The following is a 24,424-nucleotide window of genomic DNA, read 5'->3' as shown; positions in this document are numbered from 1 at the left end:
TCGCGGCGACGATTCAAGCGCAAGAAGCGCCGCGCAAACGATAACGCACCAACCAAAAGAGCCGGAATCGCGTGATTCTGGCTCTTTCGAAAAACGCGGCGCGCGTGCCACGCGCCGCTCGACATCAGGCCTGCGGAATCTCGATCTTCACTTCCAGCACTTCGAGGTCGTCCTGACGTTCGAGGCTCACTCGAATATCGTCATCGGAAATCTTCACGTACTTCGAAATCACGGCAACGAGTTCCCGTTGCAACGCCGGCAGATAATCGGCGGCGGCTCTGCCACCCGCGCGCTCGTGCGCAATGATCAACTGCAAGCGTTCCTTCGCGACCGAAGCGGACTTTCTTTTCTCGCCCAGCAAAAACGAAAGAATCGACATTGCGTCCCCTTACTTGGTGCCGAAGATGCGTTGCAACAGACCTGGCTTCTGATAATCGGTGAAGCGCAACGTCTTCTCCTCGCCGAGGAAACGCGACACCACGTCCTTGTACGATTCGGCGACATCCGTGCCGTCCAGATGCACTGCGGGCAAGCCCTGGTTCGATGCATGCAGCACCGCTTCCGATTCCGGAACCACGCCGATCAGATCGATGCGCAGAATCTCCTGGATGTCCGACAGCGACAGCATCTCGCCTTCGGAAACGCGCTTCGGGTTGTAGCGCGTAATCAGCAGATGTTCCTTGACGGGTTCCTTGCCTTCGATCGCGCGCTTCGTCTTCGACGACAGAATGCCGAGAATGCGGTCCGAGTCGCGCACCGACGACACTTCCGGATTGGTCACGATGAGCGCTTCGTCGGCGAAGTGCATCGCCATCAGCGCACCGGATTCGATACCCGCCGGCGAATCGCAGACGATGTACTCGAAGTCCATCTTGACCAGCTCGTTGATGACCTTCTCGACGCCTTCGAGCGTGAGCGCTTCCTTATCGCGCGTCTGCGAGGCCGGCAGGATGTAGAGGTTCTCGCACTTCTTGTCCTTGATGAGTGCCTGATGCAGATTCGCTTCGCCCTGAATGACGTTGATCAGGTCGTACACCACGCGGCGTTCGCAACCCATGATGAGGTCGAGATTGCGCAGACCGACGTCGAAGTCGATCACGGCCGTCTTGTGGCCGCGCAATGCGAGCGCCGATGCGAAGCTCGCGCTGGTGGTCGTCTTGCCGACGCCGCCCTTCCCCGAAGTCACCACAATGATTTTTGCCATACAAGTACCTTGTGTTCGTCAATAGGTCCGCTCGCGTTGCCTTCGAGCGCGCGCCAGGGCATCGGGCGCGCGAGTTGATTCGACTCGTCAGGTCAGACGCAGCGGTTCGATCATGAGTTTTTCGTCGCTCAGCCAGATCTGCACCGCTTTGCTCAGCACGTCGGCCGGCAGCGGGTTCTCGGTCGTCCGATAGATGCCCGCGATGGAGATCAGTTCCGGCTCGAGACAGGTGCAGAAGATGCGCGCGTCGAGATTGCCGTGCACGCCCGCGAGCGCGCGGCCACGCAACGGCGCATAGATATGGATATTGCCTTCCGCGATCACTTCGGCCCCGTACGACACGAGCCCGAGCACGATGAGATCGCCCTTGGCGTAGACCTGCTGGCCCGAACGCAGCGGACGATCGATGATGGTCGCCGGTTGCGGCAGCGTCGCAGGCGGCGGCTCCTTGGCGACCGCGGCCTCGATCACGGCGGCGGCTTCGGTGTTCGGCTTCGCTTCGTCGGCGGAAGGTTTCGGTGCGCCGCGTCTGTCGCGCGCTTCGAGAATCGGCAGGCCGCCTTCGTTCGCCCATTGAATCGCCCACGTCTGCGCCGGCAGCGCGACCACGCCGATCGGACGCATGCGCACGCTCTTCAGCAACGCTTCGAGATCGGCGAGCGAGAGACGGTCCTGTTCGGCGAGACGGCGCACGTCGATGGCGACGACATCGCCTGCGAAGAATTCGGGAGTCGCCTCGAAGCGCCGCGTGAGTTCAGTGCGGAGGGCATCGAGGTCGGGAGTCTTGACGACGAAGAGAAGCGTGTCGACGGAGCCGCTGCGCAGTTCGAAGAAGGGCGTTTTGTTGAGCGACATAAGAACGGCCAAAAATTTTGCGTATTTTACAGGCGTTGTCGCACACGGCCATAATTTTTAGGACCGATTTCAGCTATCGAAAGCGGGAAGTGCGTGCGCGAAGTTCGCACGACGGGCACGCGGGAAGCGAACGTACGGCGTGCACCGATGCGTGTCAGACGCGTATCAGGCGTCGTCCTCGGCATGCATGTGACGCACGAAGAGCGACTCGGCTTCTTCCTCGTGAGACGGCATCGCGCGGCGGTCGCCCGTGGGACCGAAACCGAGGCGTTCGTAGAAGCGCATCGCGGTGCGGTTTTCCTCGGAGATCCACGCATGCACTTCGGCGGCGCCCTGCCCGGCGAGCCATTGCGAAGCGACGTTCACGAGCAGTTCGCCGCCGCGCAGATGCCGCACGGCGGGCGCGACCCACAGCGCGCTCACGAACGCGCGCTCTTCCGGCGTCTCTTCGATGTACGCATGCACGAGGCCGCAGGGATGACCTTCCGTGTAGAGCAGGAACGTCGCGAGCCGCGGCGAGTTCGCGTGCAGCGCGGCGGTCTGGTCGAACGACGACGGGTCGACGAGCAGCGCATCTTCGAGCGTTTCGCCGAAAGCGTAGGGCGCTTCGCGCAGTGACGCGGTGCGAAGCTCGCGCAAAACCGAACCGTGTTGCGCGGCGATGCGGCTGACGGTCAATGAGGGACTCATGCGTGCGCTCATGCAGACTATTTCTCTCTGGCTTTCGGGCTCTCATGCGCGTGCGGCTCTGTCGGCCGGTCCGGCGCGCGGGCCATTGGCATAGCTTCAACCGAACGGGCGAACCCGTCAATTCCTAAATCCCGGAAAGTGCTTTACAACGCACACGGGTCTTGCCTGCAGTGCTAGCGGTGCTTTTTGTGGTGCATCTCATGGTGCTTCATATGCGCCGGTGCCGTCCGGCCACGGCGTGAGCAGCTCGAAACCATCGTCGGTGACGGCGACCATGTGCTCCCATTGCGCCGAAAGCGAGCGGTCCTTGGTCGTCACGGTCCATCCGTCGCGTGATTGCTGCGTGGCCGCGCGGCCAGCGTTGATCATCGGCTCGATGGTGAAGACGAGGCCGGGCTTCAGACGCAGGCCCGCGCCGCGCTGGCCGTAGTGCAGCACTTGCGGATCTTCGTGATAGACGCGGCCGATGCCGTGGCCGCAATACTCGCGCACCACGGAGAAGCCTTCGCGATGCGCGACGCTCTGGATCGCAGCGCCGACGTCGCCGAGCGTCGCGCCGGGGCGCACTTCGCGCATGCCGGCGACCATCGCTTCGTAGGTGGTCTCGGTGAGACGGCGGGCGTCTGCGCCCGGCGTGCCGGCGTAGTACATGCGGCTCGTGTCGCCGTAGTAGCCGTCCTTGATGATCGCGACATCGATGTTGATGATGTCGCCGTCCTTCAATTCTTTCGGTCCGGGAATGCCGTGGCACACGACGTGATTCACCGACGTGCAGATCGTCTTCGGAAAGCCCATGTATCCGACGTTGGCGGGAATCGCCTTTAGTTCGTCGACGATGAAGCGGTTGCAGATGGCGTCGAGTTCATCGGTGGTGACGCCTGGGCGGACGTGTTCGGCGATCATCGCGAGGACTTCGGCGGCCATGCGGCCGGAGATGCGCAACTTTTCGATGTCTGCGGGTGTCTTGAGCGTGATGGCCATTGAGCAGTGCGATGGGTTTGCTGCCTCATGCGCGCGTTTTCGCGGGTGTTTGCGGCAGGCGGCGCGTGAGGACAATGGGGCCGATGATAGCACTCCCGGGAAGCGCCGCCCCCTGAAGAGCCGCTTGGGCGCTGCATTTCGGGGCCTTTCTTGCGTTGCTTGTCGATCGGCGCGCGGGCCGTTCGCCCTTGTGATGTGTTGCTGTTTGTGTTTTAGTGGCGCGAATTCGAATTCGCCGGAACGTTATGACCTTGCATCGATTTGCTCTCCTTTGCGCGATGTCGTCGGGCCTCGCCGCCCTCGCCGCTTGCAGTTCGACGAGCGAGCCGGAACTGCGCGCTTCAAAGCCCGTGATTCATGTGTCGTCGGCGCGGGCGGCGTCGGACATATCGAGTTGTCTGCAGCGGATGATTCCGTCGGCGCAGACAAGACGCGATCAGGGTTCGACGGAGTTGCTGGTCGGATCGAATGCGTGGCTCGTGACGCTGACGCCTTCGGTTTATGGGTCGGTCGTGAAGGTGCAGCAGTCGTCGAGCGATGATGGCGGGGTGCCGGAGCCGGAGCTCAGGTTCGATATTGCAAGGTGTACGACTTGAGGGATGTCGTCGGGGATGGGTTGCAGCACACCGAGCCCGCTGGCGCCGATTCCTCCGCGTGCGCGGAGATAGACCGTATTAGAACGTCAACCTCGACCGGATCGATCACCTTCCTCCGCCCGCCGGAGCCCCAAAAACAAAACCCCGCAAGCCTTAACGACTTGCGGGGTTTTTAGATTTTGGCGGAGAGGGTGGGATTCGAACCCACGGTACGGGAAAACCGTACGCCTGATTTCGAGTCAGGTACATTCGACCACTCTGCCACCTCTCCGGCTACCAGCTAGCTGGTCTTCGTCAAGCCGGTCGTTGCTCAACGAAGAACGAAAGTATATCGAACTCTTCCGACCTTTCCAAGCCCATTTTTGCAAATAGACGTCAAACAGATGTGGGCACTTCGATGCGTTCCGTGCCGCGCATATAAGGCCGCAAAACGGCCGGAATCGTCACCGATCCATCCGCGTTCTGGAAGTTCTCCAGCACCGCGACGAGCGTGCGCCCGACAGCCAGCCCCGAGCCGTTCAGCGTATGCACGAACTCCGGCTTGCCTTGCGCATTGCGAAAGCGCGCCTGCATCCGGCGCGCCTGGAACGCCTCGGTATTCGAGCAGCTCGAAATCTCGCGATACGTGTTCTGCGCCGGCAGCCACACTTCCAGATCGAACGTCTTCGCCGCGGAAAAGCCCATGTCGCCCGTGCACAGCGTAATCACGCGATACGGCAGTTCCAGCTTCTGCAGAATCGTCTCCGCCTGGCCGACCATCTCGTCGAGCGCGGCATAGGAATGTTCCGGCGACGTCACCTGCACCATCTCGACCTTGTCGAACTGATGCTGGCGGATCAGGCCGCGCGTATCGCGCCCGTACGAGCCCGCCTCCGAGCGGAAGCACGGCGAATGCGCGGTCAGCTTCACCGGCAGCGCGTCCGCTTCGAGGATGCTGACGCGCACCGTGTTCGTCAGCGAAATTTCCGACGTCGAAATGAGGTACTGCGTGACCGTATTTTCATCGCCGCCCTTCTCGACGCGGAACATGTCGTCGGCGAATTTGGGCAGCTGGCCCGTGCCGTACAGAATCTCCGGATTCACGATGTACGGCGTGTACGCCTCGGTATAGCCGTGCTGCTCCGTGTGCGTGTCGATCATGAACTGCGCGAGCGCGCGATGCAGCCGCGCGATCTGCCCGCGCAGCAGCGTGAAGCGCGCGCCCGACAGCTTCGCGCCCGTCTCGAAATCGAGTCCGAGCGGCGCGCCGACATCGACGTGATCGCGGACCTCGAAGTCGAACGCGCGCGGCGAGCCCCAGCGCCGCACTTCGACGTTCTGCGTCTCGTCGTTGCCGACCGGCACGCTTTCGTGCGGCAGATTCGGCACGGTCAGCATCAGATCCGACAGACGCGTCTGAACCTCATCCAGCTTCGCGGCCGATTCCTTCATCGTGTCGCCGATGCCGCCCACTTCCGCCATCACCGCCGACGTGTCCTCGCCGCGGCCCTTCATCGCGCCGATCTGCTTGGACAGGCTGTTGCGGCGCGCCTGCAGTTCTTCGGTGCGGGTCTGGATCTCGCGGCGCTCGGCTTCGAGCGCGGCGAACGCGGCGACGTCGAGCGTGTAGCCTCGATCGGCGAGGCGCTTCGCGACGCCGTCCAGGTCTTTGCGGAGGTGTTGGATGTCGAGCATGGCGGGGGATGCTTTGTTAAGTATTCGGAAAGGCCGATTTTAGCGCACGGTCATCGGGCGACGTGCGCAATCGGCGCACCGCTCAGCGAAACGCCGCGTGCGCCCGAGTGAAACGGCCGGCCCGAATCTCACCGCTTCTTGTCGTCGCGATGTTCGCGCCGCCAGGCGTCGTCGAGTTCGGCGAGCCGGCTGAGCTTTTCGCCGATCTTGCCCTCGAGTCCGCGCGGCGTCGGCTGATACCAGTGCGGATCGCGCATGCCGTCGGGAAGATAGGTCTCGCCGGCGGCGTACGCGTCGGGCTCGTCGTGCGCGTAGCGGTATTCGTGGCCGTAGCCGAGCTCCTTCATCAGCTTCGTCGGCGCGTTGCGCAGATGCACCGGCACGCCGCGCGACTGATCCTTGCCGACGAAGCGCCGCGCCTCGTTGTACGCGTTGTATCCGGCGTTCGATTTCGGCGCGACAGCCAGATAAATGATCGCCTGTGCGAGCGCCAGTTCACCTTCCGGCGAGCCGAGCCGCTCGTAGGTTTCGGCGGCATCGAGCGCGATGCGCGCGGCGCGCGGATCGGCGAGCCCGATATCCTCCCACGCCATGCGCACGATGCGCCGCGCCATGTAGCGCGCGTCCGCGCCGCCGTCGAGCATGCGGCAGAACCAGTACAGCGCGGCGTCCGGATTGCTGCCGCGCACCGATTTGTGCAGCGCGCTGATCTGATCGTAGAACGCGTCGCCGCCCTTGTCGAAACGGCGCAGGTTCTCCGCGAGCGCGGTGCCGAGCAGCGCGCCGTCGACGTCCGTCTGCTTTTGCTGCGCCGCCGCGCGCGCGACGATCTCCAGGTTGTTCAGCAGCTTGCGGCCGTCGCCGTCCGCGGAGCCGATGAGCGCGTCGCGCGCTTCATCGGTGAACGTGAGACCGCCGAGCTCCTTCGTCGCCCGTTCGAGCAGTTCCTTCAGTTCGTCGGCATCGAGACTCTTCAGCACGTACACCGCCGCGCGCGACAGCAACGCGCTGTTCACCTCGAACGACGGATTTTCCGTCGTCGCGCCGACGAACACGAAGAGACCCGACTCGACGTGCGGCAAGAACGCATCCTGCTGGCTCTTGTTGAAGCGATGCACCTCATCGACGAACACGAGCGTCTGATGCCCGTTCGCGCGATGAATCTGCGCCGTCTCCACCGCCTCGCGGATGTCCTTCACGCCCGACAGCACCGCCGAGAGCGAGATGAATTGCGCGTGGAACGCATCGGCCATTAAGCGCGCGAGCGTGGTCTTGCCGACGCCGGGCGGGCCCCAGAGAATCATCGAGTGCGCCTCGCCGGATTCGAACGCGACGCGCAGCGGCTTGGCCTGGCCGAGCAGGTGCTTCTGGCCGATCACGTCGTCGATGGTGCGGGGGCGCAGGCGCTCCGCGAGCGGAACAGTGCCACGGTTTTCTTCGAACATGTGCTTGGGTCGGCGCAACGAATGCGCAAAGGTGCGCCATCATTCGATGAACGCAGTTGAGTCGAACGCGGCGATAATCTTGCCCTTTTCCGGCGCGCGTGGGCATCGGCCATTCGGCCAGCTTGTCGCGCAGCGCAGTCAGACTGCAGAATCAGACCGCAGAATCGGACAATTATGACAGCCGGGCGTGCGGACACGTTCAGCCCGGCAAGACAATATAGGGACGCAAACCCATGCAGCAAGAGACTATCGGCCAATCCAACGACGCCGCCACTTACGCGCCGCTCACACCGGTGCCGCCCGAGCGGCGCGCGTTTGGTACGAGCGACGCCTTCGCGCTGTGGTTTTCGCTCGGCATCGGCCTGCTCGTCGCGCAGGCGGGCGCGCTGCTGGTGCCGGGATTGTCGCTGCCGCACGCGCTCGTGGCGATCGTCATCGGCACGGTGCTCGGCGTCGTGTTGCTCGCGCTCGCGGGCGTCATCGGCACGGATACGGGACTCGCGGCGATGTCGTCGCTGCGGCCGACGCTCGGCGTGCGCGGCGCATCGGTGCCGGCCGTGCTCAACGCGATTCAGCTCGTCGGCTGGGGCTCGTTCGAAATCATCGTGATGCGCGATTCCGCCGATGCGCTCGCGAAACAGTCCTTCAATTTTTCGATGCCGCTCGTCTGGACGCTCATCTTCGGCGCGCTCGCGACGCTGCTCGCGGTGAGCGGCCCCCTCTCCTTCGTGCGGCGCTTTCTGCGGACCTGGGGCATCTGGCTGCTGCTCGGCGGCGCGGGCTGGCTGACGTGGAATCTGCTCGCGAAGCACGATATCGCCGCGCTCATGTCGCGCCCCGGCACGGGCGAAATGGCGTTCGGCGCGGGCATCGATCTCGTCGTCGCAATGCCGCTTTCGTGGCTGCCGCTGATCGCCGATTACACGCGCTTCGGCAAGAGCGCGGGCGGCGCGTTTCGCGGCACGCTGCTCGGCTACGGCATCGCGAACCTGTGGTTCTATGCGCTCGGCGCGATCTACGGACTCGCGGCCGGTGGCGGCGATGCGCTTCTGACGACCGCGCTCGCCCAGGCGGGCGGCGGCCTCGCGCTGTTCCTCATCCTGATCGATGAAATCGACAACGCCTTCGCCGATATCCACTCCGCTGCCGTATCGACGGGCACATTCTGGGCGCGCGCGAGCGTGCCGATGTTGTCGTGCGCGTTCGGCGCGCTGTGCACGCTGGTCGCGCTCGTCGTCGCGATGGGCAAGTATCAGAACTTCCTGCTGCTGATCGGCTCGGTGTTTGCGCCGCTCTTCGGCGTCGTGCTGGCGGATCACTTCATCGTGCGCAAGCGGCGCATCGACGCCGCCGTGCTCGCCGATGTCAGCGGCCGATACGGCTATTCAGGCGGCTGGCACGTGAGCGCGTTCATCGCGTGGGGCATCGGCATTGCCGCGTATCACGCGATCAACCAATGGTTGCCGAATCTGGGCGCGACGCTGCCCGCACTCGCGCTCGGCGCGGTGTGCTATCTGCTGCTCGTGTCGGGCAGGCGTCGCGCGTACGCGTAAGCGCTACTTCGCCGCCCGATACTCCACGCCCGGCAGCACGCACAGCAGTTCGAACGCGAGGTTCGCACCGAGCAGCGCGGTCGTGCCGAACGGGTCGTACGGCGGCGCGACCTCCACCAGATCCGCGCCGACGACATTCAGCCCGCGCGCGCCGCGCACGATCTCCAGCGCCTGCGGCACGGTCAGGCCGGCGATCTCCGGCGTGCCCGTGCCCGGCGCGAACGCGGGATCGATACCGTCGATATCGAACGTGATGTAGACCGGGCCGTCGCCCATCTGCGCGCGCACTTCTTCCATCAGCGGCGCGAGCGACTTGTTCCAGCACTCTTCCGTCTGCACGACGCGAAAGCCCTGATCCCGGCACCAGTCGAAATCGCCGGCTTCGTAGCCCGTGCCGCGCAGCCCGATCTGCACGACGCGCGAGCAATCGAGCAGGCCCTCTTCCACCGCGCGGCGAAACGGCGTGCCGTGCGCGATCTTCTCGCCGAACATCGTGTCGTTGACGTCCGCGTGTGCGTCGATATGAATCAGCCCGACCTTGCCGTGCTTCGCGTGAATCGCGCGCAGGATCGGTAGCGCGATGGTGTGATCGCCGCCGAGCGTGAGCGGCTTGCAACCGTGCTTCAGGATTTCGTGATACGCGCGCTCGATGCGGTCGATCGAATCGAGCAGGTTGTACGGATTGATCGCCACATCGCCGATATCCGCCACGCGCAGCGAGTCGAACGGCGCGGCGCGCGTCGCCATGTTGTACGGGCGCAGCAGCACGGATTCGCCGCGCACCTGACGCGGCCCGAAGCGCGCACCCGTGCGGTTGGACGTACCGAGATCGAACGGTACGCCGACGAAGCATGCATCGAGCCCTTCGGTCGACTGGACATGCGGCAGGCGCATCATCGTCGTGATGCCACCGCAGCGCGGCATCTGATTGCCCGAGAGCGGCTGCGGGCGCTCGGCGCGCTGTTCCAGAAAGTGCGAATCAAAGTGCTCTGAAGGCGCAAAAAGCGAAGTTGTATTCATGGCGTCGAATGAATGTTTGTTGCGACGTGATCATTAATAGCCGCCCCGCGACGAAGATGAAATGGCGAAGAAAATAACTTAACATCGATATTTATCGATGTATCGCCGTCACCCATGTTCACTCACCTTTCCGATCTCGACCTGCGCCTGATCCGCGTGTTTCTCGCCATCGTCGATGCGGGCGGCGTCTCGTCGGCGCAGGCGACGCTCAACGTCGGGCAATCGACCATCAGCACGCAGCTCGCGACGCTCGAAACGCGGCTCGGCTACCGGCTCTGCGAGCGCGGGCGCGGCGGCTTCGCGCTGACTTCGCGCGGCGAACAGTTCGTCGATGCGTGCAGGACGCTGCTCGCGGCCATCGACACCTTCGATTCGACTGCGCGCAATGTCGGCAAGAAGCTCGTCGGCACGCTCACGCTCGGGATGATCGGCAACACGCCTGTCAGCGCGAACGCGCGCGTGAGTCAGGCGATCGCGCGTTTCCGGCAGCGCGACGAATCGGTGCGCATCGCCGTGCTGGTGCGCTCGCCGGGCGAACTCGAAGAAATGCTGCTATCGGAGCGCATTCAGATGGCGATCGGCTATTTCTGGCATCGCGTGCCGTCGCTCGATTACACGGAGATTTTCGCGGAGGACCAACTCGCGTACTGCGCGCGCGAGCATTCGCTCTTCGCGCGCGCCGGGCGTGTGAGCGTCGCGCAGGCGTTCGAGCACGACTGGGCCTGGCGCAGCTATCCGCTGCCGGAAGCCGGTGAACTCACGCCGCGCCATATCGGCGCGGTGGCGGACAACATGGAGGCCGTCGCGATGCTCGTGCTATCGGGCCGGCATCTCGGCTATCTGCCCGAGCATTTCGCCGCGCCGTATGTGAAGGAAGGACTGCTCGCGCCGCTAAACCGGCAAGCGATGCGTTATCGCGTCGCGTTTCAGATGGTCACGCGCGGCGCACGCAGCACGAAACGGGAAATCGTCGATGCATTTCTGGAAGACATGGCCGCGGCGCACGCGGCCATCGATTGAAACGGGGCGCTGTTTTGCATCAGCGCCCCGCGAAGATCAACCGCTGATCACGTCCGCACCCTTCGGCACGGTGAATTTGAAGGTATCGCTCTTGATCGGCGGGTTCTTCTGGATATTCGAAAACGTCAGCAGCGTGACGTTGCCGAAGACATCGTGCAGTTCCATCGCCTGCAGATTGCCGTCCTTGAAGCCGATGCCGACCGTCTCGAACTGCGTGTCCTTCGACTTCGGCGTGAGCTCCAGCCAGTCGATGCCACCCTTCTCGCCCGCGTCGCGCAGCGTGAAGTTCTTGTCGAGATCGTTGCTGCCGAAGAGAATCGCCGCCGGACTCGCGCCGAGCACGCCGCCGAGCGTACGCACGGTGACCTGGTTCAGATCCTTGTCGTAGACGTAGAGCTTGTCGCCATCGGCCTGAAGGACTTGCGAATACGGCTTCTGATACGACCAGATGAACTTGCCCGGCCGCGCGAACAGGAAGGTGCCGCTGGACGTCGCGCCCTTGGTCGGCACCGCGTTCGACGTCGCGCCGTTGTTCGTCTTGCCCGGCGCCTTGATTTCCTGCTGCGTGAAGTCGCCGCGCGCCGCGCGAACCTGCGACACGAACGCCTTCAACTGCTCCGTGCCGCTCGCGAATGCGTGCGACGCGAAGAGCATCGACGCCGAGAGGATCGCTGCACCGAGCGCCTTCGCAAAGGGATTCCCCGTAAATTGCTTCATCGTTATGTTCTCCGTTTGGACCCGCGTCATTCCGCGTCGCGCGCCGGCGCGAGGATTTCGCGATTGCCGTTCGACGACATCGCCGACACCAGTCCCGAGTTTTCCATCTGTTCGAGCAGACGCGCTGCGCGGTTGTAGCCGATGCGCAAATGCCGCTGCACCAGCGAAATCGACGCGCGCTTGTTCTTGATGACGACCTCGACCGCCTGGTCGTACAAGGGATCGGACTCGCCGTCAGCGCCGCCGGTTCCACCCGCGCCCGCCGAGCCTTCGTCGCCATCGCCTGCGAGACCCCCTTCGAGAATGCCTTCGATATAGTTCGGCTCGCCGTGCTCCTTCAGCTTGTCGACGACGCGATGCACTTCCTCGTCCGACACGAACGCACCGTGCACGCGCACCGGCAAGCCCGAGCCCGGCGGCAGATAGAGCATGTCGCCCATGCCGAGCAGCGATTCGGCGCCCTGCTGATCGAGAATCGTGCGCGAATCGATCTTCGACGACACCTGGAACGCCATGCGCGTCGGCACGTTCGCCTTGATGAGGCCGGTGATCACGTCGACCGAAGGACGCTGCGTCGCGAGAATCAGGTGAATGCCCGCCGCGCGCGCCTTCTGCGCGATCCGCGCGATCAGCTCTTCGACCTTCTTGCCGACGACCATCATCAGGTCGGCGAGCTCGTCGATGACGACGACGATGTTCGGCAGGCGCGTGAGCGGCTCGGGATCATCCGGCGTGAGGCTGAACGGGTTCGGAATCTTTTCGTCGCGCTTCTTCGCTTCGTCGATCTTCGTGTTGAAGCTCGCGAGATTGCGCACGCCCATCTTGCTCATCAGCTTGTAGCGGCGTTCCATCTCCGCGACCGCCCAGTTGAGCGCGTGGCCGGCCTGCCGCATGTCGGTGACGACCGGACACAGCAGATGCGGAATGCCCTCGTAGACGCTCATTTCGAGCATCTTCGGATCGATGAGGATGAGGCGCACCTGATCCGCGCTCGCCTTGTAGAGCAGCGAGAGAATCATTGCGTTGATGCCGACCGACTTGCCCGAGCCCGTCGTGCCGGCCACCAGCAAGTGCGGCATCTTCGCGAGATCGGCGCAGACCGGATTGCCGCCGATGTCCTTGCCGAGGCCCATCGTCAGTGGCGACGCGCCGTTCGCGTAGACCTCGGAGCCGAGAATCTCGGAGAGCTTGACCGTCTGACGCCGCTGGTTCGGCAATTCGAGCGCCATGAAATTCTTGCCCGGAATCGTCTCGACGACACGAATCGACACGAGCGACAGCGAGCGCGCCAGATCTTTCGCGAGACCGACGATCTGGCTGCCCTTCACGCCCGTCGCCGGCTCGATTTCATAGCGCGTGACGACCGGCCCCGGATACGCGGCCACGACGCTCACATCGACGCCGAAGTCCTTCAGCTTCTTTTCGATGAGACGCGACGTGTATTCGAGCGTATCGGCGGCGATGGTTTCCTGCGTCTTCGGCGGCGCATCGAGCAACGCGAGCGGCGGCAACGTGGAATCGCCCGGCAGATCCTTGAAGAGCGGCACCTGCTTTTCCTTCTCGGCGCGCTCGGAGCGCGCGGGCGCGGGCGCCGCGGGCACGATCATCACCGGCTCGTGCTCTTCGCTCTTTTCACGCGAGCGCACCACTTTGACTTCGCGCGTCGAAGCGGCCGCTTCGCCGAGCTTGCGGTCGCGTCCGGCTTCGCGGCGCAGTTGCGCGCCGGTGATGGCATTGAGGATGCCGTCGCCGATTTTTTCGCAGACGGACAGCCACGAGAAGCGGAAATAGAGCGAGAGGCCGATCGCGAGCGCGATCAAAAGAAAGAGCGTCGCGCCGGTGAAGCCGAGCGCATGCGAGACGTGACGCGCGACGACGTCGCCGACCACGCCGCCCGGTGCGCGCGGCAACTGGACCTTGAGCGACCACATGCGCAGCGCCTCGATGCCGTCGCTCGCGAGCAGCACGAGCACGAACGCGAAGGCTTCGGCGAGCCAGGTGCGATCTTTGGGCGCGTCGTCATCCACGACGGGCGGCTGCGTGATTCTTCGATAATTCGCGACGATGCGCCGCGCGAGCAGCACGATCAGCCAGTACGAAGACAGCCCGAAGACGAGCAGCAGAATATCCGACGTGTACGCGCCGACGCGCCCTGCCCAGTTCGAGAAGTGATCGACGCTCACGGCGTGCGTCCAGCTCGGGTCCTTGCGGCTGTACGAGAGGAGCGCCATCACGAGGAACAGTCCGAGGGCGACCTGGAGAATCCATCGAATCTCGGTGAAGAGCCGCGACATGCGGTGCGGCAATGCCTGCGGGCTCGCGGAATAAGTAGCTTTGGCCATTGATTCGGTGTCGCTTTCTTACGGCCACGCGCGTCTCGCGCAGGGCCGCATGGAACGGTGGCCTATTGTAAACGCTGCATTGCAGTGAAAGGCGCAAAAACGGGCGGCTTCTTGCAACCTGTAACACTCGTCACGGGTGCGTCATCTGCGCCGATCCGCGCGCTTCGCCTATCAATGCGATTGAAAGGTTCATTCGGAAGGCTTTTCCAGCGGCCTTTATAATCCCCCTTTTGCACCTAGATACGGTTCAGCGGAAGCCTCGACGCGCTTTTGCCGTCACCGTTGACGTCGATATTGCTGCATCGCAGACGCCACGCGTGCTTCCGAGCTGACCATCAATAACGGACCATCATCATGTCTTCGCCCAAACACGCCAAAGTGCTGATTCTCGGTTCCGGCCCCGCCGGCTACTCCGCCGCCGTCTACGCCGCGCGCGCGAACCTGTCTCCGCTGCTCATCACCGGCCTCGCGCAGGGCGGCCAGCTGATGACCACCACGGACGTCGAGAACTGGCCGGGCGATCCCTCGGGCGTCCAGGGCCCCGAACTGATGCAGCGTCTCGAAGAACACGCGCGTGCGTTCAACACCGACATCGTCTTCGATCACATCCACACGGCGAAGCTCAACGAGCGTCCGATGCGCCTCATCGGCGATTCGGGCGAGTACACGTGCGATTCGCTCATCATCGCGACGGGCGCATCGGCGCAATATCTCGGCGTGCCGTCGGAAGAAGCGTTCATGGGCAAGGGCGTGTCCGCCTGCGCGACCTGCGACGGCTTCTTCTATCGCAACGGCGAAGTCGCGGTGATCGGCGGCGGCAACACGGCTGTCGAGGAAGCGATCTATCTCGCGGGCATCGCGAAGAAAGTCACGGTCGTGCATCGCCGCGACAAGTTCCGCGCCGAGCCGATCCTCATCGACCGCCTGCTCGCGAAGGAAAAGGAAGGCGTCGTCGAGATCAAGTGGAACCATGTGCTCGACGAAGTCCTCGGTGACAACTCGGGCGTCACCGGCCTGCGCGTCAAGGACACGCAATCCGGCACGACCACGGACATCGCGCTTCAGGGCGTGTTCGTCGCGATCGGCCACAAGCCGAACACCGACCTTTTCGCGGGCCAGCTCGAAATGAAGGGCGGCTACATCATCACGAAGGGCGGCACGAGCGGCGACGCCACCGCAACCAGCATCGCCGGCGTGTTCGCGGCGGGCGACGTGCAGGATCACGTCTATCGCCAGGCGATCACGAGCGCGGGCACCGGCTGCATGGCCGCGCTCGATGCGCAGCGCTATCTCGAGACCATCAACGAGACGCCGACACCGCACTCGATGAGTCACGAAGCGGATCGCTGATCGACGTTTTGAGGCCGGCAAAGCGCGACGAGCCGGTAAAATGAACGCCGGCCGTCTCGCGTAAGGCATGCGTTCGACAACGGGCCACGGTTCGCGCCGCCGGCCCGTTTCTTTTTCGGCGTGCAGAGCCGCGTTGCGCCCGCTTTGAGTCCGCTTTAAGTCCGATTCCCGACGATTTCCGCTGGCCGAACGATGCCGAAGAATCTTCCCCATCCCAACGAACCGAAAGCCCGGCAAAAACCTGCGCCGCGCCCGACCGCCCCCGCCGCAGGCAAACCGGCCGACGCGCGCGAGCTCGCCGCGGCCGTGAAGCGCGATGGTCTTTCGGGGCTGTCGTCGCTGAAAACCGCGCTGAAAGCCGATGCGGAGAAACGCGAAGTGCAGCGCGTCGCGGCGGTGCGCGCGGAACGCGAAGCCGTCGCGGATGCCGACGAGTTCCGCCGGGCCATCGGCACAGTCGAGCCGCTCAGGACGCCGCCGCGCACGACCATCACGCGCGTGCCGCCGTCGCCCGAGCCGCTGCAAAGCCGCCGCGACGAGGAAGCCGTGTTGCAGGAAGCGCTGTCCGACGAATACGACCCGGAAAGCCTGCTCGATATCGATGAAACGCTGTCCTACTGCCGGCCCGGCATCAGTCAGGAAGTCGTGAGGAAGCTGCGGCGCGGCGCGTGGATCGTGCAGGCGCAACTCGATCTGCACGGCATGCGCCGCGAGGAAGCGCGCGAGGCGCTCGCGGAGTTCATCCGCGAAGCCGTGAAGCGCGGCCTGCGATGTCTGCGCGTGATCCACGGCAAGGGGCTCGGGTCCATCGGCAAGGCGCCGGTGCTGAAGGGCAAGGTGCGCGCCTGGCTCGTGCAGAAGCAGGAAGTGATCGCGTTCTGCCAGGCGCGTCCAAACGACGGCGGCGCGGGCGCGGTGCTCGTGCTGCTGCAGCCGGGCGGCGCGCCGCGGCATCACAATCATCCGCAGGACAAAGCGCCGCACAAAGCCCCCGCGACGAACCAGAATCCGGGGCCGGACAGTGCATCCTAGACTCAGCCTCGCCATCGCCATCATGGAGGCGCTCGCGATTTTCGCGTACGCCTTCTCCGGGCTCATCGAAGCGCGCAAGCGCCGGCTCGACGCGGTCGGCGCGTTTCTCGTCGCGCTCGTCACCGCGTTCGGCGGCGGCACGGTGCGCGACGTGCTGCTCTCGCGCCGCCCGTTCTACTGGGTCGAGCATCAGGATTACGTGCTCTTCATCTTCGCGATGGCGATCTTCGCGCCGCTCTTCCTGCGCGTGACCTCGCGCCTCTTCGATCAGCGCGCGCTCCTCGTCACCGATGCGATCGGGCTCGGTCTCTTCAGCGTCTCGGGCACGTCGATCGCGCTCGACGCGCAGATGCCCGCCTTCACCGCGACGATGATGGGCGTCGTGACCGGTGTGTTCGGCGGCGTCCTGCGCGACGTGCTCTGCAACGAAATCCCGCTGATCCTGCGCGACTCGCGCCCTTACGCGGTCTGCGCGTTCGCCGGCTGCTGGATCTATCTCGGGCTCGACCGGCTCGACGTCGACACGATCTACAACGTGCTCGCATCGACGGCGTTCATCCTGCTCGCGCGCCTCGTCACCTACAAGTTCGATATCCGGCTGCCGCACTAGGCGCATCGGCCACGAACGGGCGCGGCGCGAAACGGGCGGCAAAACCCGTCCTTTTGCTACAATCGCGGAGTTTTCTAGCCCCGCATCCGGCCGCGATGCCGTCCGCTCCGGTCGTCCTCCGGCCGTCATTACGCACACAGAACATGAACATCGAGCAAGCGCGTTTCAACATGATCGAGCAACAGATTCGTCCGTGGGAAGTGCTGGACCAGGACGTGCTGAACCTGCTCGCGATCGTCAAGCGCGAGAACTTCGTTCCCGCCGCGTACCGCAACATCGCTTTCGCAGACCTCGAAATTCCGCTGCCGGGCGGCGAGCGCATGCTCGCGCCCAAAGTCGAAGCGCGCGTCCTGCAAGAGCTTGCTGTGCACAAGGGCGAAACCGTGCTGGAAATCGGCACGGGTTCCGGCTACATGGCGGCGCTGCTCGCGCATCGCGGCCGCAGCGTGACGACGGTCGAAATCGCACCCGAACTCGCCGACTTCGCGAAGAAGAATCTGGCAGCGAACGGCGTGACGAATGTGGACGTGATCACCGGCGACGGCGCGCTCGGCTGGAATCAGGGCGCGCCCTACGACGTGATCTGCGTGTCGGGCGGGCTGCCGGTCATTCCGCAGGAATTTCTGGAGCAACTGAAGATCGGCGGGCGCATCGCGGCGTTCGTCGGCGCGGCGCCGGTCATGAAGGCGCAGATCATCACGCGCGTGGACGAAAAGCAGTTCCGCGTGTCCGATGTGTTCGAAACGCTCGTCGCGCCGCTGAAGAACGCGGTGCATCCTTCGCTGTTCAAGTTCTAAGCCGAAAGCGCGATACCGGTTGGCCGGTCATGGCGCGTCTTGCCGGAATCCCCATGCAAAATCTCACCGCACCCGAACTCGCCGCGTGGCTCGCGGATGCTTCGCGCCCCGCTCCCGTTCTGCTCGACGTGCGCGAACCCTGGGAAATCCAGACGGCGCAGATGGCGAACATCGTGTCGATTCCGATGCGCGATATCCCCGCGCGCAGCGAGGAGCTCGACGACGAAGCGCAGATCGTCTGCATCTGCCATCACGGCGCGCGCAGCGCCCAGGTCGCGATGTTCCTGGAATCGCGCGGCTTCACGAAGATGTTCAACCTGTACGGCGGTATCGATGCATGGTCGCGTCAGGTCGATCCCGCGGTTCCCACGTACTGATCCGCATCGGGTCGTCCCACCGCCCGCACCGCGTTCAACCCGCGCTCGACCACAGCGCCGTGCCCTGCGGCGAATAGATGACGAGATGCCCGTCCTTCTGGATCAACGCATACGAGCCGGGAACGTTGGTGCGCGTCTGCCAGACCACCGCACCACTGCTGTCGTACATAACCAGATTGCCGTCCTCCTGCATGCGCAACTGGACGCCCGGCGTGCCGCTCACTTTCGATGACCAGATCGTCGCGCCGTTCAGCACGGCGACGAGATAGCCGTCTCCCTGCACGCTCAACTGCACGTTGCCGCTGCACGCCGGAAGCGATCCGCCCATCGCGATGCCCTCTCCCATCGAGAGGCGGCCGCACGCGCTTGCCGAACTGGTGCGCGGCAGCGCGGAGAACCACGACAGATCGGCCGCATTGGCGATCGCCTGCATGCCCGCGTCGTTCGGATGCAGGTTGTCGCCGCTGTTGTAGAGCCGCACGAACGCGGTCGAACTGTCGCTGCCGGGCGGATCGCCCAGCGCCGCGGCCTGATCGAGCACGGCGTCGCAACCGCTGCTTTTCTGATCGCGCAGGAACGCGTTCACCGTCTGGCGTATGTTCTCGATGTCCGGCGTCCACGTGTCCAGACCTTCGATGGGCGTGAGCGTCGAGCAGACCGCCATCACGTGCGCCTGATTCGCCTGCCACACGAGTTGCTGATAGGCGTCCATGATCTGTTGCGCGGTCGGCGGATCGCCGCTGATGAGATTGTTCACCGCGTCGTCGGAAATGATCACCCATTTCACGTTGGTCTGTCCGAGCACGTCGCGGGCAAAGCGCGTCATGCCGGCCTGGCCGTTGCCGTCCGTGAAGAGGTTGTTCCCGCTGATGCCCTGATTCAGCACACCGACCGTCATGCCCGCGCGGTTCAGCCGTTCCGCGAGCCGGTTCGGCCAGCGGCGGTTCGTGTTGGGCGTGGACGCGAAACCATCCGTGAGCGATGCGCCGAACGTCACGATCGCGCCCGTCGCGGCAGCGTTCATCACGTCGACGCCAGTCAGAAAGTAGTACGACTGCTCGCCCGCCGCGTTCACGACGCCGGCCTTGAACTCCGTGTCGGCGCTGATGTCGCCGGGCGCGATGTAATTGTCCTGCAGGCCCTGCATGTGGCCCGTCGAGCGCGGCGGCGTCTTCGACGGAACATGGAAGCTGATGGCGAGGTCCGCGAGCGCCGGCACCTCGAACGCGACGGCATCGCTTTGCACCGTGCCGCCCGCGGGGATCGTCACATACGGCTGCCCATTGAAGGTGACCGGCTTATCGGTGCCGGCGACCGTGCGCGCGCCGCTCGAACGGCGTGCGATATGCACGTCGCCCAGCGTGACCGGCTGCGCGCCGAAAAGGTTGGAAAACGTCAGCCGCGCCGCCGTGCCGCCGATGCTCGTATGCACGATGTGGCGGATCGTCTGGTTGTTGAAGCCGGGATCGCCCGTGACGTCGGGCGAAGCCGCCCAAGTCCCGGTCCACGGTGCGTTGGTGATGACGCCCTGCGCGAAATAGTGCGATGTGTCGGGCCACGACAGAAAGACAGCGAGCGCGAGTCCGATGAACGTATGAAGCCGTCGTTTCACTGCGCCTCCGTGTGCGATGGCAGCGACCGTGAACGCGCGCGCCATCATTCAAATTATTAGAGACAAACTAGACCATGTACTCCGATCAATAGCCGTGCGTTGCCGTACAGACAGCGCAAAACCCGCATCGAAAAAGAAAGAGCCGCATGAACGTTCGTCATGCGGCTCTTTGTTCGAAACGCCCGAGGCGCTGCGTGTCAGACGATGTTCATCGCCAGCGCGCTCGCGCGGTAATGCTCGGCCGCCTTCTCCGCATCGCCCAACTGCTCGTGCAGACGGGCGAGCGCGCGATGCGTGCGGATCTTGAGCGGCTCGTTGTTTTCGGTGTCGGCGAGCTTGAGCGCCGATTCGAGGAACGCCTGTGCCTTGCCCCACAACTGCTGATGCAGACAGAGCCGCCCGAGCGTGAAGAGCAGATCGGCGTCTTCGGTGCGCTCCTTCTGCCACGCTTCGGCGCGCTGGATCAGCGGGAAGGCATCGCCGCCGACGACGCAATCCGGATAGCGCCGCAAGAGGCGCGCGTCCCAGTTGTGCGCGAGCGCATCCTCGACGATCTTCCTGGCCTCAGCGCGGCGATCGAGCGCGATCAGCAATTCGGCGGCGAGATCGGCGAGACGCGGCGACTGACGCTCCGCCACGGAGAGCGACTGCCACAGTTCGAGCAGCGCATCCGGATTGTGGCGCCGGTCGCGCAGCAGGTTTTCCGCCGCCACCTGACGCAGCCGCACCGCGACCGCCGGATGCAGCGCCTCGCGCTTTTCCAGCATGCGCACGAGCTTCAGCACCTCGCCCCAGTTCTTCAACTGCTGCTGCGCGCGCAGCGCGATCTGCTGCGCGTGGATGCGCCGGCCGCCCTGCGCCTGCATCTCGGTGAGCGCGACGAGCGCACCGTCGGCGTCGCGGCCATCGGCGCGCATGTCGGCGGTAGCCATCAGGCGCGCGTCCTGCCAGTCCGTGCCGGCAACCTGCCCGAGCCATTCGTCGCGCCGCGCGTATTCGTGCAGACGATGCGCCGCGTTCGCGCCGATGAGACCGGCCGCGCCCTTGTTGGCGTCGACGGAAAGCGCATCGCGCGCTGCTTTCTCGGCCTTCGAGAAGCGCCCGGCGTACAGATGCCCGATCGCATCGCGCAACGACGCATTCGCCTTCGCGAGCTTGCTGCGCGCGCGGTATGCGGCGACGCGCGACGGCATCTTCCACACGCCGCGCACCGCGCGAATGATGCCGTAGAGCACGATGAACAGCACGACGAGCGCCACCACGAACAGGTTGAGCGACACGTCCACGCGATACGGCGGCATCACGAGCAGAATCTGTCCGCCGTTGAAACCGCCGACGGTCGCGACGATCACCGCGACGGCGAACAGCAGCGCGAGCCAGATGAGTCCACGAATCGTCATCATCCGCCTCGCTTGAACTGATGGACGGCGGCGAGGCTCGCGTTCAGATTCGGCACGGCGACGGCGAGCGACGCGGAATCGACCTGCTTCACGAGATCGCGCACGGCCTGCACTTTTTTGGACGATGCGTCGAAGTAGCGTGCGAGCGCGGCGTCGGCGGCGTGCAGGTCCGACTTGAGCGTCGGCTCGCTGCGCGAGAGCAGCGACAGGCGCGCGGACAAAAGACGCAGCTTCACGTTCTCGCGCACGAAGTAACCCTGATCGGGCGATGTGAGCATGGCGTCCGCGCTGTCGATGCGCCGCACCGATACGAGGCTCGACAACTGCTGGCCGATGCCGCTCGTGATCTGACGCCACAGCACCTTCCAGCGCGGCTCGCCGGTCGCCGCCGCAATCGATGCGCTATTGGCCGGCTCGGCCGCCTGCGCGCGGGCGGGCGCGATCGGTGCTTCGCCCGAGAGCGGCAACTGCCCGATCTGGTCGATGGCCGTGTCGAGCTTGATCGCGAGGCCGGTGAGATCGGTGGTGGGCGCGGACTTGAGCTTGTCGATGTCCGCCGCGATCGCCTTGCGGATCGCCACCACTTGCGGGCCGGTGGTCGAAGCGAGGCGCTCGTCGGCGCTTTGCAGCGCGAAGAGTGCGAGCTGCACGTTGCCGGTCAGTTGCAACTGCTGGCTCGCGCTCGACAGAATCTGCTCGACTTCAGCGACGGTCCAGTCGTCGCGATTGCTCGCGAGATCCTGATACTGCTGTTGCAACGCCTGGCTGTGCGCTTCGGCGTCGGCGAGCTTGCCTTGCAACTGGATGATCTGCGTGTTGAGCGCGGTGGTCGCGCTCGCGGCCTGATCGGCTTTCGCGCGCAGATCGGCGTTCTGCTCGTCGGCCTGAGCGACACGTTGCGACAGTTCTGCGCCGGCGCGGTCGAACTTGCGGTTCAGCACGAACGCGCCCGCGCCCGCGGCCACCGCCAGAATGACGACGACGAGCCACAACAACACGATGCCCGCGCCGCCGCGACGCTTCTGCTGCTCGAAAGGCGTGAACGGCGTGTTCGGCGGCAAGGGCGGTGTCACGTTCGGCTGAGGTGAAGCTTTCTTGGAATCGTTCGAATCAGTCATGCGTGATTGAGCCGTTTCATAGGCCGTTTGGTGAGCCGGCGCGGTGGCCGGATTGGCGTCCGTCGGCGCGGATGTCGAATGGATCGAGCTCGATGCGCTCGCTCGTGCGTGAGCCTCCGAATCGCGTTGCGTTTCTACGGCCGGGAACAGCGCTTCCAGCGAGTGTGCGATGCGTTCGTCGCCCGCGCCGGACACCGTAATCCTATCAAAACCCGCTCCCCGCGCGGCTTCAGCGATACGCGGATGCGGACACACGAGCGGCGCACGCTTCAGGCGCGCGATTTCGTCGGCGGTGAGATGTTCGTGCGCGAGCTCGGCGAGATTGCGCACGCCTTCGGAACTCGTCAGCAGCCATGCGTGACGGATGTCCGGTCCGCCCGCGAGCAGCGCGTGAACGCGCTCCCACTTTTGCATCGACGGTTCCGGCAGCACGCGGCGATATGCCGTCGCCTTTTCGACCTTCGCGCCCGCTTCGACGAGCCGCTCGGCAAGCCATTCGCGGCCGCCGTCGCCACGCACGATCAGCACACGCTTACCTTCCAGACCGTTCGTGCCGAAATGCGCTTCGATGGCCGCATAGAGCGCTTCGGAATCGAAGCGCGGATCGGCGTCTTCCGTCGACGGGCTGATCACGCGATGCGAAGGCCCGTGCACGCCCTGCCGCACGAGCGCCGCGACCGACCCGGGACCGACGACCGCGACGGGCAGATCCGCGGGCCACGGCGCACCGAGCCGGCTGAACGCATGATCGATCGCATTCGGCGACACGAACACGACGAGCGCATAACGCCCGGGCGCGTCCGGCGGCAGATAAAGCTCGTCGAGCGCGGCGCGCAGCGGCGCGTCGTCGTCGACGGGCGCGATGTCGATGAGCGGAAATTCCAGCGTCCCGAATCCGGCGTTCGCCAGCAGCGCGAGCAACGCGGACGACTGTCCGCCCGGACGCGTGACGACGACGGTGGCGCGGCGCTCGCCCGCCATCAGGACTTGGGCCCCGAGGGCGCGGTGTTCGGGCCGTCCGTGCGGCTCATCGTCGTGAGCGCATTGACGATGTCGATCGCGCCCTGCGCTTCGAGATCCGCCGATACGCGCTTGCCGAGCGCAAGCGCGCCGGCGAGGTCGGGCGAACGGACGGTCTCTTCGGCACGCAGCACGCGACGGCCATCGGGCATCGACACCGCGCCGCGCAGATGCAGCGCGCCGTCGCGCCATACCGCGTGCGCGGCGAGCGGCACTTCGCAACTGCCGCCGAGCGCCCGCGACACCGCGCGTTCCGCTTCGACCGCGAGCGCGGTGGCTTCGTCGTGCAAAGGCGCGAGCCACGCGGCCATATCCGCGCGATCGGCGCGAATCTCGATGCCGAGCGCGCCCTGCCCCGCTGCGGGCAGACTGTCCGCCGGATCGAGCAGCGCCCGGATGCGCGCTTCGAGACCAAGGCGCTTCAAACCCGCTGCCGCGAGAATGATCGCCGCGTACTCGCCGCGATCGAGCTTGCCGAGCCGCGTGTCGAGATTGCCGCGCAGCGGACGGACATCGAGATGAGGAAAGCGCGCGCGGATCATCGCCTCGCGGCGCAAGCTCGACGTGCCGACGATGCTTCCAGCCGGCAACGCTTCCAGCGATTCGTAGTGCGGCGACACGAACGCATCGCGCGGATCTTCACGCTCGAGAATGGCGCCGAGCGCGAAGCCTTCGGGCAGCTCCATCGGCACGTCTTTCAGCGAATGCACGGCGAGATCGGCGCGGCCATCGGCAAGCGCGGCTTCGAGCTCTTTCACGAAGAGACCCTTGCCGCCGACCTTCGACAACGTGCGATCGAGAATCTGATCGCCGCGCGTCGTCATTCCGAGGATTTTCACGTCGCAAGATGGATATAATTTGTGCAGCGCACACCGCACATGCTCGGCCTGCCACATCGCAAGCCGGCTTTCCCGCGAAGCGATCGTGATGCTTGCGGGCGGTGTCGTGGAATGCGTCTCGGAATTCATTGATGCTCGATCGAATGACGGGATGGATGAATACACATTAGCG

The 24,424-nt window shown here is 64.8% G+C and carries 22 protein-coding genes and 1 tRNA gene; 8 read left to right on the top strand and 15 right to left on the bottom strand.

The window, feature by feature from the left end; translation table 11 throughout:
- Positions 1-124: 124 nt before the first annotated feature.
- The 5 genes from minE to map all read right to left on the bottom strand — a co-directional run bounded on the left by minE (position 125) and on the right by map (position 3,730).
- Positions 125-379 (bottom strand): cell division topological specificity factor MinE, encoded by a 255-nt coding sequence (minE, locus tag AWB74_RS03780; protein WP_061126061.1) that lies wholly within the window; start codon positions 377-379, stop codon positions 125-127.
- A gap of 9 nt (positions 380-388) precedes the next feature.
- Complete coding sequence (gene minD / locus AWB74_RS03775; protein WP_061126060.1) at positions 389-1,204, bottom strand: septum site-determining protein MinD; 816 nt, start codon at positions 1,202-1,204, stop codon at positions 389-391.
- Positions 1,205-1,291: 87 nt separating this feature from the next.
- Positions 1,292-2,059, bottom strand: a complete 768-nt coding sequence (gene minC, locus AWB74_RS03770) for a septum site-determining protein MinC (protein ID WP_061145435.1) — start codon at positions 2,057-2,059, stop codon at positions 1,292-1,294.
- A gap of 165 nt (positions 2,060-2,224) precedes the next feature.
- Positions 2,225-2,749 carry a GNAT family N-acetyltransferase gene (locus tag AWB74_RS03765; RefSeq protein WP_061145598.1) on the bottom strand — a complete coding sequence of 175 codons (525 nt, stop codon included), beginning with the start codon at positions 2,747-2,749 and terminating at the stop codon, positions 2,225-2,227.
- Positions 2,750-2,947: 198 nt separating this feature from the next.
- On the bottom strand, positions 2,948-3,730 hold the full coding sequence (map, locus tag AWB74_RS03760) for a type I methionyl aminopeptidase (RefSeq protein WP_061145434.1): 783 nt from the start codon (positions 3,728-3,730) through the stop codon (positions 2,948-2,950).
- Positions 3,731-3,975: 245 nt separating this feature from the next.
- On the opposite strand from map, the gene AWB74_RS03755 reads away from it, so the two are divergent.
- A complete protein-coding gene (locus AWB74_RS03755; protein ID WP_061145433.1) occupies positions 3,976-4,326 on the top strand; it encodes a hypothetical protein in 351 nt (116 codons plus the stop codon).
- Positions 4,327-4,506: 180 nt separating this feature from the next.
- Here AWB74_RS03755 and AWB74_RS03750 read toward each other — a convergent pair.
- The 3 genes from AWB74_RS03750 to AWB74_RS03740 form a co-directional block, all read right to left on the bottom strand.
- Positions 4,507-4,597, bottom strand: a tRNA-Ser gene (locus AWB74_RS03750).
- Between the two features lie 104 nt (positions 4,598-4,701).
- On the bottom strand, positions 4,702-6,000 hold the full coding sequence (gene serS, locus AWB74_RS03745; protein WP_061145432.1) for a serine--tRNA ligase: 1,299 nt from the start codon (positions 5,998-6,000) through the stop codon (positions 4,702-4,704).
- A gap of 128 nt (positions 6,001-6,128) precedes the next feature.
- Positions 6,129-7,445 carry a replication-associated recombination protein A gene (locus AWB74_RS03740; protein ID WP_061145431.1) on the bottom strand — a complete coding sequence of 439 codons (1,317 nt, stop codon included), beginning with the start codon at positions 7,443-7,445 and terminating at the stop codon, positions 6,129-6,131.
- A 233-nt stretch (positions 7,446-7,678) separates the two neighbouring features.
- Here AWB74_RS03740 and cytX point away from each other — a divergent pair, with 233 nt between their 5' ends.
- On the top strand, positions 7,679-8,998 hold the full coding sequence (cytX, locus tag AWB74_RS03735; RefSeq protein WP_061145430.1) for a putative hydroxymethylpyrimidine transporter CytX: 1,320 nt from the start codon (positions 7,679-7,681) through the stop codon (positions 8,996-8,998).
- 3 nt (positions 8,999-9,001) lie between these two features.
- Here the strand turns inward: cytX and speB are convergent, their stop codons facing one another.
- Positions 9,002-10,018, bottom strand: a complete 1,017-nt coding sequence (gene speB, locus AWB74_RS03730; RefSeq protein ID WP_061145429.1) for an agmatinase — start codon at positions 10,016-10,018, stop codon at positions 9,002-9,004.
- A 114-nt stretch (positions 10,019-10,132) separates the two neighbouring features.
- Here speB and AWB74_RS03725 point away from each other — a divergent pair, with 114 nt between their 5' ends.
- On the top strand, positions 10,133-11,038 hold the full coding sequence (locus AWB74_RS03725; protein ID WP_061145428.1) for a LysR family transcriptional regulator: 906 nt from the start codon (positions 10,133-10,135) through the stop codon (positions 11,036-11,038).
- 36 nt (positions 11,039-11,074) lie between these two features.
- Here the strand turns inward: AWB74_RS03725 and lolA are convergent, their stop codons facing one another.
- Positions 11,075-11,755: an outer membrane lipoprotein chaperone LolA gene (lolA, locus tag AWB74_RS03720; protein WP_061145597.1), complete on the bottom strand. Its 681-nt coding sequence runs from the start codon at positions 11,753-11,755 to the stop codon at positions 11,075-11,077.
- A 26-nt stretch (positions 11,756-11,781) separates the two neighbouring features.
- Positions 11,782-14,097 (bottom strand): DNA translocase FtsK, encoded by a 2,316-nt coding sequence (locus AWB74_RS03715; RefSeq protein WP_061145427.1) that lies wholly within the window; start codon positions 14,095-14,097, stop codon positions 11,782-11,784.
- A gap of 354 nt (positions 14,098-14,451) precedes the next feature.
- On the opposite strand from AWB74_RS03715, the gene trxB reads away from it, so the two are divergent.
- The 5 genes from trxB to AWB74_RS03690 all read left to right on the top strand — a co-directional run bounded on the left by trxB (position 14,452) and on the right by AWB74_RS03690 (position 18,263).
- Positions 14,452-15,447, top strand: a complete 996-nt coding sequence (gene trxB / locus AWB74_RS03710) for a thioredoxin-disulfide reductase (RefSeq protein ID WP_061145426.1) — start codon at positions 14,452-14,454, stop codon at positions 15,445-15,447.
- A 192-nt stretch (positions 15,448-15,639) separates the two neighbouring features.
- A complete protein-coding gene (locus AWB74_RS03705; protein ID WP_061145425.1) occupies positions 15,640-16,479 on the top strand; it encodes a Smr/MutS family protein in 840 nt (279 codons plus the stop codon).
- Positions 16,469-17,089: a trimeric intracellular cation channel family protein gene (locus tag AWB74_RS03700; RefSeq protein ID WP_061145424.1), complete on the top strand. Its 621-nt coding sequence runs from the start codon at positions 16,469-16,471 to the stop codon at positions 17,087-17,089. Before AWB74_RS03705 ends, AWB74_RS03700 begins: the two co-directional genes overlap by 11 nt.
- Positions 17,090-17,232: 143 nt before the next feature.
- Complete coding sequence (locus tag AWB74_RS03695) at positions 17,233-17,886, top strand: protein-L-isoaspartate O-methyltransferase family protein (RefSeq protein ID WP_061145423.1); 654 nt, start codon at positions 17,233-17,235, stop codon at positions 17,884-17,886.
- Between the two features lie 53 nt (positions 17,887-17,939).
- Entirely contained in the window at positions 17,940-18,263 is a 324-nt protein-coding gene (locus AWB74_RS03690) for a rhodanese-like domain-containing protein (protein ID WP_061145422.1), read from the top strand.
- 34 nt (positions 18,264-18,297) lie between these two features.
- On the opposite strand, the gene AWB74_RS03685 is transcribed toward AWB74_RS03690, so the two are convergent.
- The 4 genes from AWB74_RS03685 to hemC form a co-directional block, all read right to left on the bottom strand.
- Positions 18,298-19,875, bottom strand: a complete 1,578-nt coding sequence (locus AWB74_RS03685; RefSeq protein WP_061145596.1) for a GDSL-type esterase/lipase family protein — start codon at positions 19,873-19,875, stop codon at positions 18,298-18,300.
- Positions 19,876-20,072: 197 nt separating this feature from the next.
- Positions 20,073-21,275 carry a heme biosynthesis protein HemY gene (locus AWB74_RS03680; RefSeq protein WP_200821920.1) on the bottom strand — a complete coding sequence of 401 codons (1,203 nt, stop codon included), beginning with the start codon at positions 21,273-21,275 and terminating at the stop codon, positions 20,073-20,075.
- Positions 21,275-23,374, bottom strand: a complete 2,100-nt coding sequence (gene hemDX, locus AWB74_RS03675) for a fused uroporphyrinogen-III synthase HemD/membrane protein HemX (protein ID WP_061145420.1) — start codon at positions 23,372-23,374, stop codon at positions 21,275-21,277. The genes AWB74_RS03680 and hemDX overlap by 1 nt, the downstream gene beginning before the upstream one ends.
- Positions 23,374-24,381, bottom strand: coding sequence for a hydroxymethylbilane synthase (gene hemC / locus AWB74_RS03670; RefSeq protein WP_061145419.1), 1,008 nt, complete (start codon positions 24,379-24,381; stop codon positions 23,374-23,376). The genes hemDX and hemC overlap by 1 nt, the downstream gene beginning before the upstream one ends.
- Between the last annotated feature and the right edge of the window lie 43 nt (positions 24,382-24,424).

Origin of the sequence: Caballeronia arvi, assembly GCF_001544695.2 — a bacterium.
In the GTDB taxonomy this organism is placed as follows: domain Bacteria; phylum Pseudomonadota; class Gammaproteobacteria; order Burkholderiales; family Burkholderiaceae; genus Caballeronia; species Caballeronia arvi.
This window is presented reverse-complemented; position numbering and strand designations above follow the sequence as displayed.